10 protein-coding genes and 1 pseudogene are annotated in these 14,554 nt (G+C 60.5%); 5 read left to right on the top strand and 6 right to left on the bottom strand.

Annotation, left to right across the window (positions count from 1 at the left end):
- Positions 1 to 4: 4 nt before the first annotated feature.
- Positions 5 to 709, bottom strand: a complete 705-nt coding sequence (locus tag PJ259_RS08115) for a hypothetical protein (protein WP_271655418.1) — start codon at positions 707 to 709, stop codon at positions 5 to 7.
- Positions 710 to 1,201: 492 nt separating this feature from the next.
- Between PJ259_RS08115 and PJ259_RS08110 the strand changes: the two genes are divergently transcribed.
- Positions 1,202 to 1,456 carry a hypothetical protein gene (locus PJ259_RS08110; RefSeq protein ID WP_271655417.1) on the top strand — a complete coding sequence of 85 codons (255 nt, stop codon included), beginning with the start codon at positions 1,202 to 1,204 and terminating at the stop codon, positions 1,454 to 1,456.
- A 130-nt stretch (positions 1,457 to 1,586) separates the two neighbouring features.
- On the opposite strand, the pseudogene PJ259_RS08105 reads toward PJ259_RS08110, so the two are convergent.
- The 3 genes and pseudogenes from PJ259_RS08105 to PJ259_RS08095 form a co-directional block, all read right to left on the bottom strand.
- Positions 1,587 to 2,923 (bottom strand): annotated as a pseudogene (locus PJ259_RS08105) (helix-hairpin-helix domain-containing protein); the annotation flags it as partial.
- A 26-nt stretch (positions 2,924 to 2,949) separates the two neighbouring features.
- The gene (locus PJ259_RS08100; RefSeq protein ID WP_271655416.1) at positions 2,950 to 4,236 is read right to left on the bottom strand and encodes a CitMHS family transporter; all 1,287 of its coding nucleotides are present in this window, start codon (positions 4,234 to 4,236) and stop codon (positions 2,950 to 2,952) included.
- Positions 4,237 to 4,333: 97 nt separating this feature from the next.
- The gene (locus PJ259_RS08095) at positions 4,334 to 5,266 is read right to left on the bottom strand and encodes an SMP-30/gluconolactonase/LRE family protein (RefSeq protein ID WP_271655415.1); all 933 of its coding nucleotides are present in this window, start codon (positions 5,264 to 5,266) and stop codon (positions 4,334 to 4,336) included.
- Between the two features lie 328 nt (positions 5,267 to 5,594).
- Here PJ259_RS08095 and PJ259_RS08090 point away from each other — a divergent pair, with 328 nt between their 5' ends.
- From PJ259_RS08090 to PJ259_RS08075, 4 genes are all read left to right on the top strand, one after another.
- The gene (locus PJ259_RS08090; RefSeq protein WP_271655414.1) at positions 5,595 to 6,536 is read left to right on the top strand and encodes a hydroxymethylglutaryl-CoA lyase; all 942 of its coding nucleotides are present in this window, start codon (positions 5,595 to 5,597) and stop codon (positions 6,534 to 6,536) included.
- Positions 6,533 to 7,735 carry a CaiB/BaiF CoA transferase family protein gene (locus PJ259_RS08085; RefSeq protein ID WP_059315498.1) on the top strand — a complete coding sequence of 401 codons (1,203 nt, stop codon included), beginning with the start codon at positions 6,533 to 6,535 and terminating at the stop codon, positions 7,733 to 7,735. The genes PJ259_RS08090 and PJ259_RS08085 overlap by 4 nt, the downstream gene beginning before the upstream one ends.
- A gap of 85 nt (positions 7,736 to 7,820) precedes the next feature.
- Positions 7,821 to 9,140 (top strand): MFS transporter, encoded by a 1,320-nt coding sequence (locus PJ259_RS08080; RefSeq protein WP_271655413.1) that lies wholly within the window; start codon positions 7,821 to 7,823, stop codon positions 9,138 to 9,140.
- 102 nt (positions 9,141 to 9,242) lie between these two features.
- Positions 9,243 to 10,013 (top strand): IclR family transcriptional regulator, encoded by a 771-nt coding sequence (locus PJ259_RS08075; RefSeq protein WP_271655412.1) that lies wholly within the window; start codon positions 9,243 to 9,245, stop codon positions 10,011 to 10,013.
- Positions 10,014 to 10,055: 42 nt separating this feature from the next.
- Here the strand turns inward: PJ259_RS08075 and PJ259_RS08070 are convergent, their stop codons facing one another.
- Both PJ259_RS08070 and PJ259_RS08065 read right to left on the bottom strand, forming a co-directional pair.
- Positions 10,056 to 13,130: an error-prone DNA polymerase gene (locus PJ259_RS08070; RefSeq protein ID WP_271655411.1), complete on the bottom strand. Its 3,075-nt coding sequence runs from the start codon at positions 13,128 to 13,130 to the stop codon at positions 10,056 to 10,058.
- Positions 13,127 to 14,542, bottom strand: a complete 1,416-nt coding sequence (locus tag PJ259_RS08065) for a Y-family DNA polymerase (protein ID WP_271655410.1) — start codon at positions 14,540 to 14,542, stop codon at positions 13,127 to 13,129. The genes PJ259_RS08070 and PJ259_RS08065 overlap by 4 nt, the downstream gene beginning before the upstream one ends.
- Positions 14,543 to 14,554 lie beyond the last annotated feature (12 nt).

Here is a 14,554-nt window from a genome sequence, read left to right as displayed (position 1 = left end):
TCTACTACTTGACGGAAAGGGTGCGGGTCGAACCGTCGACGCTGAACTGCGCCTGGCGGTCGTCGAGGTTGGCCAGCCGCCAGCGGGTGCCGCCGACGTTGTCTCCTGGGCGCACCAGGTAGAGCTCGCTGAGCTGGGTGCTACCGGGCGGAGCGACGGAGAGGAAGCGCTCACCGCCGCGGTACTCGATGCCGACCACGGTGAAGGGAGGAGGCGTCTCGATCGGCTTGGGCGGCTCGGATTTGCGGGCGGTTGTCGGCGCGCTGCGCTGCTTAGGAACGATCAGCGGCGGCGATGTCTTGGCAGGCTCCACTGCTTTTCTGCGCAGGTCCCCCAGGTCGTTTTGCAGGCCTTCCAGCTTGGCCTCGAGCACAACCAGGTCGCCAGACTGGGCCATGCCTTGCAGCGCGGCCTGGTTGGCGCGCTGGATCTCCACCAGCATGGCCTGGGCGGTATCGATACGCTGGGACAGCGCCTGCTGGCTCGCCCGGAAGTCCGCATCCTGGACCGGCTTGCCGCCGGCGAAGCCATCCATCTCGTCCTGCATCTTGTCCAGACGCTGAGTAATGGCGTGGACGGTGTTCTGATCAGCCGCGGCGTTCAGGTCGCGATTGACATGGGACAGCTCAACGTAGAGATACAGGCAGGCCCCAGACAAGGCTGCAAAGCCGGTTGCGACGAGCGTTTGTGACAGGGAAGGGCACTTCATAGGGGACCTCGCACAGGATGCCGTGCACGGTCGCAGAAGCTTTGAAGGGGGTCAGCAGGAAACCTTATCCAGGTCTCAGGAGGTTAGGTTTCGGGGTTGAACAGGCCATAGATCGCCCTTTGGCCGTCGCCTGAAAGCAGGCAGGCTATGATGCTTGCTTTGGCTGAGAGGGCTACCAGGGCGCTAGTGATTCGGCTGGAAAAAGGTGGGGTGATCAACCTCGAGCGCCAGGTCAGTACCTCGAATGGGTACGGCATCTGGGAGTACCACCGGAGCCAGAGCTCAACGATGTACAGGCCCGACTTCACCGTTTATCGTCACGTGGCGATAAAGCCGGCCGATCCACAGGCTGGGCAGCAGGTGAGTGTGGCGATCTGCCTCCCCGGTACTCCAGAAAATGAGTGGAAGCCATTCCGGATCGGAGTCGCCAGCTTTGACGGCATGTGATTTTGCTGCTGTTCTAATGGCGCTGGATTTGTTTCGGAGAGGACTATGAAAAACGACGTATGGTCAAAGCGCGCCGCGCACTTGTGGAAGGGTTACAAAATCTCTCGGGGGTGTGCCTTCGCAATCATCTGTTCAATGATCACACTGGTCTTTATTGCAGAGCTCAGCGGTCATCCGCTTGACCAGCAAGGTCTGGCGATGGATTTCGCTCCTCTCATCTTCCTGTTCGTCGGCATTGCCGCTGTCTGTCACCTCGGACACTCATTAGTCAAACCTAAAGTAAAACAATCCAACTATTAAAAGTTCGTAGGTTGCTGCTATCAGGGGCGACGGGGGGACCGCGCTCACTCGTTATCGCGACATGATGGAAGAGCGGTCAGGCCGGTAGCTGATCGCCCTTTGAATACTGAGGACCAGCGTAACTGACTGCCTAGTGGAAATCCCGACTTCGCGTATCAAGGCCCTGCAGTAGCTCGCTAAGGTTCTCCAACCTGCCGGCTACCACGTGCAGAACCCCGTCCCGCGTCTCAAAGGTCCCATCCACTCGCAGCAACTGAGACGCCACCAGCTGCCGCCGCTGGCGCTCCGCTAAGGTCCGCCACACCACCACGTTCACCATCCCATACTCGTCCTCGAGCGTCACGAAGGTCACACCGCTGGCGGTACCTGGCCGCTGTCGGCCAACCACCAGACCGGCGACCCGGGCAGGCTGCCCATGGCGCCGCTCTTTCAGCTCCTCCGAGCTCATCAGCCGCCGGGCCGACACCTCCGGCCGCAGCAAGGTGAGTGGGTGCGGCCCCAGAGTGGTACCCAAGGAGGCATAGTCCGAATAGAGGTCCTCACCCACGGTCGATGCGACCAGCTCCTGGATCTCCTCTTCCACCACAACGCCCTCAGTAAAGAAGGGCAGCTGCGGCTCGATCGCGGCCATCGCCCAGCGCGCCTGGAACCGGTGCCCTGCCAGGCCCTTTAAGGCTTCCTCATCCGCCATGCTCTCCCGTGCCTTGGCATCGCGGCCTGCGCGCAGGCACAGATCTGTGACATCGCGGAATGGCCGCTGCCAGCGGGCCTGCTCAGCAGCGCGCCCTGCTTTCTCGGCCAGGCCTCGCACCATCCGCAGTCCCATCCTGATAGCCGGCTGCGAGCTGTCAGCGACTGGCTCGAGGCTGCATTCCCAATCGCTGCGGGTCACGTCCACCGGAAGGGTCTGCAGCCTATGGCGCCGGGTGTCCTGCAGGAACTGGTCGGGGGCTGTAGAAGCCCATGGGGTAGGAGTTGATCAGCGCTGCGGCGAAGGCCGCCGGCTCATGGCATTTTAACCAGCAGCTGGCGTAGGTAAGCAGGCGAAGCTGGCCGCGTGGGACTCCGGAAACCGTAGCTGCCGAACCCCTCGATCTGCCGGAAGATGTCCGCGGCATACTCGACGGTGTAACCATTGGCGAGCATGCGCGAGGTGAGCTGCTCTCGATGCGGCTCCAAGCCCTCATGGCGCTTCCACGCCGGCATACTGCGGCGCAACTAATCGGCTTCGCTTGAGGTGTAGGTGGCAGCCAGAATGGCAAGCTCCATTACCTGCTCCTGGGACAGGGGCACACCCAATGTCCGGCCAAAGACGCGCTCCAATTCGGGTCGATAGTTGATCTCCTCCTGACCGTTTCGGCGCCGGAGGTAGGGATGCACCATACCCCCTGGGCCGGGCCGGACGACGACCACCTCGATCACCAGATCGCAAAAGGTCTGAGGACGCAGCCTTCGCAGCATCGCCATCTAAGCTCTGAATAGGTTACGAATTTTCAGTAGATAAGGCTGATCTTACCCAGCGCTACGGCAACAACGAACATGATTAGACATGTCCCAACGCTCCAGCCAATCGAAGCTCGCTGATTATCGCCGTAGTCTATGTTCAGAAGGCCGCAGAGCAGGTAGGTCGAAGCCACTAGCGGGCTAAGCAGGTGCACCGGTTGACCGATGAGCGATGCGATGGCCATCTCCTGATGAGTGAGCCCATAGTGGTTCGCGGTTTCAGCAAGGATGGGCAGGATGCCGAAGTAGAAGGCGTCGTTGGTCAGTACATAGGTAAAAGGCATGCTGATGAAGGCGGTGAAGGTCGACATGTAGCGGCCGGCTGCTTCGGGTATGACGGCAACCAAGCTTTCAGAGATCGCCTGCACCATACCGGTACCCGACATGATCCCAACGAAGATTCCAGCTGCAAAGATAAGCAGTGTCACTGCCAGCACATTGGCCGCATGCGTACCGATGACGTCCTTCTGGGCCTTCATGCTTGGAAAGTTGACCACCAGACCAAGCGCAAAGGCGACCATGAAGAGGATGGGCAACGGCATCACGTTGAGCATCATCAAGGTAATCAGAGTGATAGTTAACGCGGCGTTGAATAGGAAGCGCCAGTCGCCCAGTCGTTGCTCGGTAAACTTTTCTAGGCCTTCCCCGTCTTCGAGACTAATGATGCCTAGGCGATTACGCTCGGCGCGACCCAGATAAAAGGCCACGAACCATACCCACGCCAGCCCGGCCACCATGATAGGAATCATCTCGACGAAGAGATCGGTGATGTCCACATGCATGGCGCTTGCTGCCCGGGAGAAGGGACCGGCCCACGGCAGGATGTTCATCACCCCGATCGTAAGCAGCAACACCGTCGCCATGACTTGCAGACTGATACCGGTACGCCGGTACAGCGGGAGTAGCGCTGCGGTGGTGATGATGTAGGTAGTCGCGCCATCGCCATCCAGGCCGACGCAGGTACCCAAGACCGCAGTGCCGAGCACGATCCGTTGCGGATCGCCCTTCACGATTTTCAGGATGACCTTGATGAGAGGATTGAACAGCCCAGCGTCAGTCATCATGCAGAAGTAGAGAATGGCGAAGGTCAGCATGATGCCGGTGGGTGCCAGCATCTTCACGCCATTGAGCATCATGGGGCCAAGCCCATTGGCGAAACCGCCCAGGCAGGCGAACACGATGGGCACCAAAATCAGGGCGACCAGGGGCGATAGTCGTTTGCTCATGATCAGGTACATGAAACAGACGATCATGGTGTAACTGAGGATGGTCAGCATGGATCCCTCTTCTTGTTAGTTCTTATTTGTGGGGTGATACCCAGCGGCCTGCAGATCGCGGACGGCAGGAGGGTCTAGCGTCGGATGCGATGGCTAGTTAGATTTCGCGGTGGGAGAACAAGGGTTTGCCGGCTTGCTCTGTGACCGTTCTGAGCACGGTGCCGGTGGACGAATCCGTTATGTAGAGTTCGCGCCCGTCAGTCCCGCCAAAGGCCAGATTGGTCAGCGTGCGACCGTTCGTGCACGTGCGATAGCGGTAGAGGGGTACACCGAATCGGTCGAAGCTCCAGACGCAGCCGTGGCCCGCGTCGCAGACATAAAGGCTGCCAGCCGTATCTAGTGCTAGACCGTCTGCCCCACTCACGCCGCCCGCCATGGCGGCGAACACACCGACCTTCGATGTCTGGCCATCGCCCTGTAACGGCAGCCGCCAAATGGCATTACCGCGTGTCATGGCCACGAGCAGTGCCTTCTGTTCGAGATCTAGAACCAGCCCGTTTGGACTAGGGCCGTTGTCCAGCAGGCAATCGAGACGTGTGCTGGTGGGATCGTACCGAAACACTCTGCCACTAGCGTCGTGCATACCGGTCTGACCCTGGTCGGTGAAGTAGAGGCACCCATCAGCATCGAAGAAGAGGTCATTGACGCCTTTGAAACTCTCACTTCGCCTATGGGTGAGAAAGGGCTCAATCCGACCATTCACAGGATCCACGACCAAGATGCCTTTCCGGTAGTCCGCCACGAACAGCCGACCGTCCTGGTGGATCTTCAAGCCGTTAGGCCAGCCATCGTATTCGACGATCAATGCCCACTCTCCGCTGGCAGAGATGCGGAAGATCCGGCCATAGGGAATGTCGGTCACATAGAGATTGCCATCTCGATCAAAGGATGGCCCTTCCAGGAAGTTTGCTACCCGCTGGCCCGGTTTGTTGGCTCTGACCCAGTCGGAGTCACCGTCACGCCAAAACTCTTCGGGCATACGGGTGAACACTTCGGTAGAGCGTTCTTGGGGCGGCGCAAACAGGCTCATAACAGCTCTCCTGACCAGCGTGCTTGTCTCCAACTCGTAGTACCCGAGCGGATCAATCACTGGATCTAGTCAAATTTATTGTTCTGTCTGATAGAACGGTATTTCTCTAGCCAGAACAATGATGCGCTATTCGTCTCTGCTGTCAACCCCCGCCGGATAGACCCGACATCTACCGCTGAATGACCTTTTGTGCCGTTGACAGGGCAGATCAAAAGTGAAGATACTTTAAACAGAACGACATTCTGCCTGACAGAACAAGCATAAAAATTCGAGTCGTTTCGATTGCTGTCCTGTTCTTCGGGCTCCCCAACCGCAAGGGAGAATCACCGTGAGCGATCTGTACCCAAATGACATTCTCGTGAGCGAAGTCGGCCCTCGGGACGGCTTGCAGAGCGTAAAGGCGACGATGCCGACCCACCTCAAGTGTGAGTGGATCCGCGCACTTGCGGCTTCGGGTATCAGAGAGATCGAAGTAGGTTCCTTCGTTTCTCCGAAACTGCTGCCGCAAATGGCGGACTGTGCTGACGTGGTTGCCCATGCCCTGACTCTGCCGGGCCTTTATGTCACGGCTCTCGTTCCGAATCTCAAAGGCGCTCAAGCAGCCTTCTCTGCCGGCGTACACAAAGTCACGCTCCCCATTTCCGTGAGCGAGCCGCATTCCCTGGCCAATATTCGGAAGACCCACGCTCAGGTCTTCGATGAGGTTCGCGACGTTGTTGCATTGCGTGATGAGCATTACCCCGACATTCAGATCGAGGCCGGTCTATCCACGGCCTTCGGTTGCACGATCCAAGGCGTGGTCACGGATGACGAATGCCTGCGCATGGCCACGCGTATGGCCGAACTCGGAGTCGACGAGATCGGCCTATCGGACACCGTCGGGTATGCCACCCCCGTCCAGGTTCGTCGGTTGTTCAATCAGCTTCGGATTGAAGTCGGCCAACGCGCCGGCAGCGCTCATTTCCACAACACCCGAGGTCAGGGACTGGCGAACGTCGTGGCGGCGCTGGAAGCCGGAGTGACTACCTTCGACGGGTCTCAAGGCGGTCTGGGTGGTTGCCCTTACGCTCCCGGCGCATCGGGCAACATCGTGACCGAGGATCTGGTGTATCTCCTGGAAGCCATGGGGCTGCGCACAGGCATCGACATCGATCGTCTGGTAGCGGCGCGCGAATGGTTGGTTAAAGGACTGCCTGGCGAGGCGCTTTACGGTTTCATCCCTGACGCAGGTGTGGGTAAGAACTTCACCTATGCGCAGGAGGCTGTATGAACAATTTTGAGGAAAAAGCGCTGCCGCTCGCCGGCATTCGGGTCATCGAGTTTGTTCACATGGTGATGGGCCCCACCTGCGGTTTGGTTCTGGCGGACTTGGGCGCAGAAGTCATCAAGGTCGAACCCGTACCTGAGGGCGATAACACCCGTCGGCTGATGGGGTCTGGCGCCGGCTACTGGATGACCTACAACCGCAACAAAAAGAGCTTTGCGGTTGATATGAAGTCTCCAGAAGGCCTGGAGGCGGTGAAGAAGCTCATTGCTACTGCTGACGTCGTGACGGAGAACTTCCGGGCAGGCGCCATGGAAAAGCTGGGCCTTGGCTACGAGCAGGTAAAGGCGATCAAGCCGGACATTATCTACAGCTCGATGAAAGGCTTCCTCCCTGGCCCTTACCAGAACCGTACCGCGCTCGACGAGGTGGTGCAGATGATGACGGGCCTGGCCTACATGACGGGGCCGGTAGGTCGCCCATTGCGTGCGGGCGCTTCGGTCAACGACGTCATGGGCGGTATGTTTAGCGCCATTTCCATTTTGGCAGCGTTACTACAGCGCGGTACTACCGGCCGTGGTCAGTTTGTTCAGACGGGCCTGTTTGAGAACTCAGCGTTCCTCGTTGCCCAGCACATGATGCAGAAGGCCGTTACCGGCAAAGCGGCAGCACCAATGCCCAGTCGTATCTCCGCGTGGGCAGTTTACGACGTGTTCGAAACCAGTGAAGAGGATGCCCAAGTATTCATGGGTGTTGTGAGTGACACCCAGTGGCAGGCCTTCTGCGAGGCTTTCGACTTCCCAGAGTGGGCTCAGGATCCCGAATTGGCTCGCAACAATCAGCGTGTTCAAGCGCGTGATGTTTTGTTGCCCAGGATCCGTGAGCGACTCAATGGCCTCGACAAGCAGACCGTCATGACCCTTTGCGAAAAGGCTGGTCTGCCGTTCTCTCCCATTCAACGACCGCAGGATCTGGTCGACGATCCTCATCTCTTGGCCTCGGGAGGCATGGCTGACGTTTCGCTACCTAGTGGGGAGGCCGTGAAAGTGCCGATGCTGCCCATTGAAATGAATGGGGAACGCTTCGGGACCCGATTGGACGTTCCTGAGCTAGGTAGCCATTCGAGAAGCCTTTTAGAGCAGTTGGGGTATACCGCCGCAGACATCGAAAGATTGGAGCGGGGCGGCACTATCCGGGGTGACTGAGTGAGCTCTGGGGCAGCAACGCGGTCTGTCGTCGCTCTCCCTTCATGAGCCACAGACCCTATAAGAACAACAACGAGGTATCGTCATGGTGAATACCACCGCACCGGCCCACCTGACTTCTACAGTTCAGGTAGAGGCTTCTACAGAGTTACAGAGTCGTGCCATGCGCAAGGCTGCGTGGCGTCTGATTCCACTGCTGGCGCTTGCTTACTTCTTCAACTACCTAGATCGCACCAGCGTGGGTTATGCCGCCTTGCAAATGACGGGTTCATTGGGCCTTACGGCTGCCCAGTTCGGACTCGGGGCAGGCATCATGTTCGTCGGCTACTGCCTCTGTGAAGTACCCAGCAACCTTGCGATGTATCGCTTCGGCGCCCGACTGTGGATGGCGCGCATCATGATCACCTGGGGGGTGGCCGCTGCGGCTACTGCTTTTGTGGTCGGCCCCTACAGCTTTTATGTGGTGCGATTCCTATTGGGCGTGGCCGAAGCTGGCTTCTTCCCTGGCGTGATCTTCTTCCTCACTCTGTGGTTTCCTGCCCGCTATCGCACGCGGGTGCTCGCTTGGTTCACCGTAGCCACGCCTATTTCCTTCTTGGTAGGCGGGCCGCTTTCCATTTGGTTGTTGCAGATGCACGGCGTTTGGGGCCTGGAAGGATGGCAATGGATGTTCATCATTGAAGGGCTACCAGCCTGCGTGCTCGGCTTCATCACCTTGCGTCTACTCGCCAATCGTCCAGACGAGGCAAAATGGCTGTCGACTGAAGAGCGGGAAGCCTTGAAGGAAATGGTTGCTAGCGAAGGAACCAAGTCTGAGAAGAACCACGGTTTTCGCGATGCGCTGAAAGATCCTCGGGTCTGGATTCTCAGTCTGATCACCTTCAGCTTCACCCTTGGCACTTACGGTATTGGTATCTGGTTGCCACAGATGCTCAAGAGCCAGGGGGTCGAGTTCGGAATGATTGGTTGGATCGCAGCCATCCCCTATTTCTTCTCTACCTTGGGGCTGTTGATTTGGGCCAAACACGTTGATCGTACCGGCAAGGGGATTTTCAACCTTGTCGTAGCACTCGTACTCGGCGGCCTGGCGCTGATCTTCGCGCTGAACATGAATGCCTTGGTACCGGCGCTTATCGGCATCACCCTGGCGATGGTCGGCACCATCTCAGCCAAGACGATCTTCTATACCTTGCCTGCCAAATTCCTAACTGGTCAGGCAGCTGCGGGCGGTATCGCACTCATTAACTCGATCGGTGCATTTGGTGGATTTGTTGGCCCCTACCTTATGGGCTACCTGAAGGAGCAAACTCAATCCTTTACCGCAGGCTTGATGGTCATGGGCTGCATTCTTTTCGCTGCGGCCCTGTTGGCGGGGTCACTGAAATTATTCCTTCGCGAAGATTGAGGGTAGAACGTCGTTCTGGCTGCCGATTCGCTCCAGCGGCTACACTGGAGCGAATCTGGAGCATTGCTCCGGGCCCTTGAACGATTGCTCCCGATAGAGCCTATGACTCCTGCCGATCTCGAACAAACCGATTCCTTTGCCCGTAGCAGTTCCGAAGGCGTCGCTGCCGTCGACCGCGCTTTCGCGATACTGGGCGCGTTCGACGCCGATCATCCTGTCCTAACGCTGGCGGAGCTTGCCCGGCGCACGGGGCTGTACAAGAGCACGATCCTGCGCCTGATTAGCTCCATCGAAAAAGCAGGATTTATCCGGCGATTGGCAGATGGACAGTTCACCATCGGTCATGAGCCGTCACGGTTGGCCAACCTTTACCAGACGTCCTTTCGTCTACGCGACATCCTCTATCCTCTGTTGCAGGATCTCTCGGACGAAACAGGAGAAACCTCCTCCTTCTACGTCGAGGAAGGAGAGAGCAGAGTCGTGCTTTTTCGCGTTGAGCCCAAGCGCGCCATCAAGGTATCGGTACACGAGGGCGATCGCTTTCCGTTAGCCGTAGGTGCATCCGGAAAGGTGCTTAGAGTGTTTGGGCACAAGGCCGCTAGTGACCTGCCTGACGTTGCTGAGTGCTATTGGGCATCCTCCTCGGGCGAGCGAGACCCGGAAATCGCCGCGGTATCCGTCCCTGTCTTTGGGCCCGGCCAACTTTTGCAAGGTGCTCTGACCCTGTCGGGGCCTGTTGATCGCCTCGCAGATAAGCAAGTGGTCCATGCAAGCGAATTGTTGCTCCGGGCATCTGCAAAGGCCACGAGAGCATTGGGTGGGGAAAGCGGATGTTTAGACCAAGCTGCTGATAGGCTGGCACGTAAGAAATAGCCAGCACCGTCACTTGGCCTGGTTATAACAAGGGTAAAGTCCCTAGTGGAAATCGCGGCTGCGTGTATCCAGCCCCTGTAATAGCTCACTAATGTCCTGCAGCCTACCCGCCACTACATGCAGCACCCCATCTCGCGTCTCAATGGTGCCATCCACACGCATCAGCTGAGACGCGACCAGCTCCCGTCGCTGACGCTCCGCCAGGGTGCGCCAGACCACCACATTCACCATCCCGAATTCATCTTCCAGCGTTACGAAGGTCACACCGCTGGCAGTGCCTGGGCGTTGCCGACCGACAACCAGTCCGGCGATCCGCGCTGGCTGACCGTGGCGTCGCTCCTTGAGGTCACGAGAGCTCATAAGACGCTGAGCCATGAGTTCGGGGCGGAGCAGGGTAAGAGGATGGGGGCCTAGGGTAGTACCCAACGAGGCATAGTCGGAATGGAGGTCTTCACCCGTGGTGGGAGCGACCAGTTCCTGGATCTCCTCTACAACGACTGCGCCCTCAGCGAAAAGCGGAAGCTGTGGCTCGATTGCGGCCATTGCCCATCGTGCTTGGAAGCGATGACCAGCCAACCCCTTAAGCGCTCCTGCATCGGCGAGGTGCTCGCGTGCTTTGGCATCAAGACCGGCACGTAGGCACAGATCTGTGATATCTCGAAACGGTTGCTGCCTGCGAGCCTGTTCGACCGCGCGGCCGTGTTTCTCGGCCAGGCCTCGCACCATGCGCAGCCCCATCCTGATGGCGGGTTGCCGGCTATCCGCGACAGCCTCGAGGCTGCAGTCCCAGTCGCTGCAGGTCACGTCCACCGGCAGGGTTTGCAACCGGTGGCGCCGGGCGTCCTGCAGGATCTGGTCTGGGCTGTAGAAACCCATGGGGTAGGAGTTAATCAGCGCCGCAGCAAAAGCTGCCGGTTCGTGGCATTTGAGCCAGCAGCTCGCGTAGGTCAGCAGGGCGAAGCTGGCCGCATGGGATTCGGGAAAACCGTAGCTGCCGAACCCCTCGATTTGCCGGAAGATGTCCGCGGCGTACTCGGCGGTGTAGCCGTTAGCGCGCATGCGTGAGGTGAGCCGCTCCCGGTGTGGCTCCAGTCCGCCATGACGCTTCCACGCCGCCATGCTGCGCCGCAGCTGATCGGCTTCCCCCGGGGTGTAGTCGGCGGCAAGGATGGCAAGCTCCATCACTTGTTCCTGGAACAGGGGCACACCCAGCGTCCGGCCGAAGACGCGCTCCAGCGCCGGCGGGTAGCTGATCTCTTCCTGACCCGTCCGCCGGCGCAGGTACGGGTGGACCATACCTCCCTGGATGGGGCCCGGCCGTACGATGGCCACCTCGATCACCAGGTCGTAAAAGGTCTGCGGCTTCAGCCGCGGCAGCATGGCCATCTGGGCGCGCGACTCGATCTGGAACACCCCAAGCGTATCGGCCCGGCTGATCATGGCGTAGGTCGGCTTGTCCTCCTGGGGGACGGTGGCCAGCGTCAGCTCATTGCCCCGGTAGCCCTTGACCAGGTCGAAGCACCGGCGCAGGGCGCTGAGCATGCCCAGGGCGAGGATGTCGACCTTGAGCAGGCCCATCGCATCGAGATCGTCCTTGTCCCATTGGATGACCGTCCTACCCTCCATGGCCGCGTTCTCGACCGGCACCAGGGTATCCATCGTCTGGTCGGCGATGACGAAACCGCCCGGGTGTTGGGAGAGGTGGCGCGGGAATCCGATCAATTCACCGGTGAGCACTAGGATCCGGTGAATGAGGGGACTATCAGGATCGAACCCCGACTCACGCAGGCGCGCCGGTGGCGGCAGATTGTCGGTCCAGCGGCCACAGCAGTCTGCAAGCGCTGTGATCTGATCCGGGGGAAGACCCAGGGCTTTGGCCACGTCTCGGACGGCGCCGGCAGCGTGATAGGTGGATACCACTGCGGTGAGCGCGGCGCGCTGCCGGCCGTAACGGCGGAAGATGTACTGGATGACCTCTTCCCGCCGGTCATGCTCGAAGTCCACGTCGATGTCCGGCGGCTCATCGCGTTCATGGCTGATGAAACGCTCGAACAGGAGATTGATCCGGGTTGGATCTAGTTCGGTAATGCCCAGTGCAAAGCAAACCGCCGAGTTGGCGGCCGAGCCCCGACCCTGGCAGAGGATTCCCTTCTGCCGTGCGAAGCGTACGATGTCGTGCACCGTCAGGAAGTAACTCTCGTATGCCTTGACGGCGATCAGCTGCAGCTCTTTCTCAATCTGGGCGCGCAGTCGATCCGAGACGCCCTCGGGCCAGCGCCATGCACAGCCCTCCTCAGTGAGCACACGCAGCCAGCTGGTGGCCGTATGACCCTCCGGTACCACCTCGCTGGGGTATTGATAGCGCAGCTCGGCCAGACTGAAGGTGCAGCGCTCGGCGACGCGCAGGGTCTCCGCCAGTAGCTCGGGCGGATAGCACCTCGCCAAGGCTTCACGAGTGCGCAGGTGACGCTCCCCGTTCGGAAAGAGCAGCTGGCCGGCTTCAGCTACCGGGACGTGATGGCGGATCGCGGTGATGGTGTCCTGCAGGGCCCGGCGCCCGCGGCAGTGCATGTGCACGTCGCCAGCGGCTACCAGCGGTAGGCCCAAGGCCGCCCCCAGCCCTTGAAGCTGCTGCAGCCGCACCTGGTCGTCCTGATCGAAGTGCAGCCCCGTAGCGATCCATAGCCGGTCGGGAAACACCTCCAAGAGCCAGCGCGTTGCCTCCGCCTCCGCTCCCCGCTCCGGTACCCAAAGCGCGACGAGGCCGGCGACCTGGCCGAGGTCCTCGCGCAGCAGCCGGTAGCTGCCCTTATCCGCACGCCGGCGGGCGAGGGTAATCAGCCGGCACAGCTGCTGGTACCCCTGCAGGTCTTCTACCAGCAGTACCAGCTTGGGGCCCTGGGCCACTTGAAACTCCGCGCCCAGGATCAGCCGGACGTCGTGCTTCTCCGACGCCTGCCAGGCGCGCACGATGCCGGCGAGGGTGCACTCGTCTGTGATGGCCAGCGCCTCATAGCCCATGGCTTTGGCCCGTTCGAACAGCTGATCGACGCTGGAGGCACCGCGCTGGAAGCTGAAGTTCGACAGGCAGTGCAGCTCCGCATAGCCGGGTGTCACGCAAACCACCCCTGCACCCACCAGCCCGGCCCTTCGGCTGGCGCTTGGAAGGCCCAGGCCGTGCGTCCGTCGGCGAGCTCCAACACGTAGTAGTCCCGACGGGCATCCTCACCGTCCCACCAGCCACTCTCGATACGCTCCGGCCCGCTTAGGACGCGTGGCTGATCGACATCCAGAGGCTCCGGCGCCGGCAGCAGCCAGCCAGGCCGCCGATTCGGTCCTAATGCTTGGAGTGCAAGCGAAGGCGTATCGCGCCGCCAGGCCCGCTCCGGCCGGTGATCGCCCTGGGCGCCGATCGCATAGACCGCGTCGTCGCCCAGGCGCGACCGAAGTCGCTCGCGCAGCTGCTCCCAGCTCATGGTCTGTTGCGGACGCTCATCGAAGAGGCCGCGGTGCTGAGGGACGAACGAGGGTAGCTCGTCGGCGACCAGGCCGATGGCAAGCACTGGCTCAACCACCTGGGTGGGCTCCAGACGGCCCCGGGCAAATTCGAACAGCAGCGCCGGGTCACGCTCGGGTGCCAGCAGACCCACAACGATCTCGGTTGTCGGCGCCTCGCGATGTTCTAGGCGCAGGGTGAAGCGTTGCGCCCCCATATCCCGGCCGGCGAGGTATGTGGCCAGATCCGAGGTCAGGCTACGCAGCGGGAACAGCAGCGCCTGGGTCGACTCGACATCGAAGTTGAGCTCGATCCGGAGCGTGAAGGTGGTCGGTGGCAGAAAAAACTCCATGGGCAGGACCTTGCTGCCGAGCATCTGATCGAGGTGGTTGAGCAGGCTCAGGGGGAAGCGTCGGGCAAGCTGCGCCCGGGGCAGCGCCAGCACCTGGCTGAGCTGACGTAGCCCCATGCGACTCAGGGTCTGCACGATCTCCGGCTCGAAGCCCAAGAGCGCCACCGGCAGCGTCCGCATCGCGCTGGCTAGGCCTGCGTCGTCCCGAACTGCCAGGCTGTCGCCGGCGTTGGCCAACACCCGGGCAGCGACCGGGTTGGGTGCCAGGGTGATCCGATGGCCGAAGCCGAGCGCCGTGAGTTCCTGGCGCAGGCGCGATTCAAACCTGGGCCATGGGCCGAAGAGCGGCAGGCTCGACTGCACCTCAAGCACCAAGGCGTCGGCGAAGTGCAGGCTGACCTGGGAGCTGAAGCCATAGGCCCAGGCTGCGAGCAGCTCGTGCTGGCGCCGCAACGCCGCCTCGTCGTACTCCACCGTAGCAAACTGCGGGCAGATTGCTTGGGCAGCGGTGTAGGTCATATCCAGCCGGACCCCCAGCGCCAACGCCGCCGGGTTCGCCGCCTTGATGATCCTGCGCTGGATAGGCCCGTGGAGCAGTACCAGGGGTTCGTCTGGGTCAGGACAGTTGCGCAGCACACCGTCCAACGCGAACTGCGGGAAAAAAATGCAGGCCCATTTCATGGCGGTCGTCCC

Origin of the sequence: Pseudomonas sp. JBR1, assembly GCF_028198185.1 — a bacterium.
Lineage (GTDB): Bacteria > Pseudomonadota > Gammaproteobacteria > Pseudomonadales > Pseudomonadaceae > Chryseomonas > Chryseomonas oryzihabitans_E.
The sequence above is the reverse complement of the archived record's forward strand: the minus strand, read 5'-3'. Positions and strand labels throughout refer to the sequence as shown.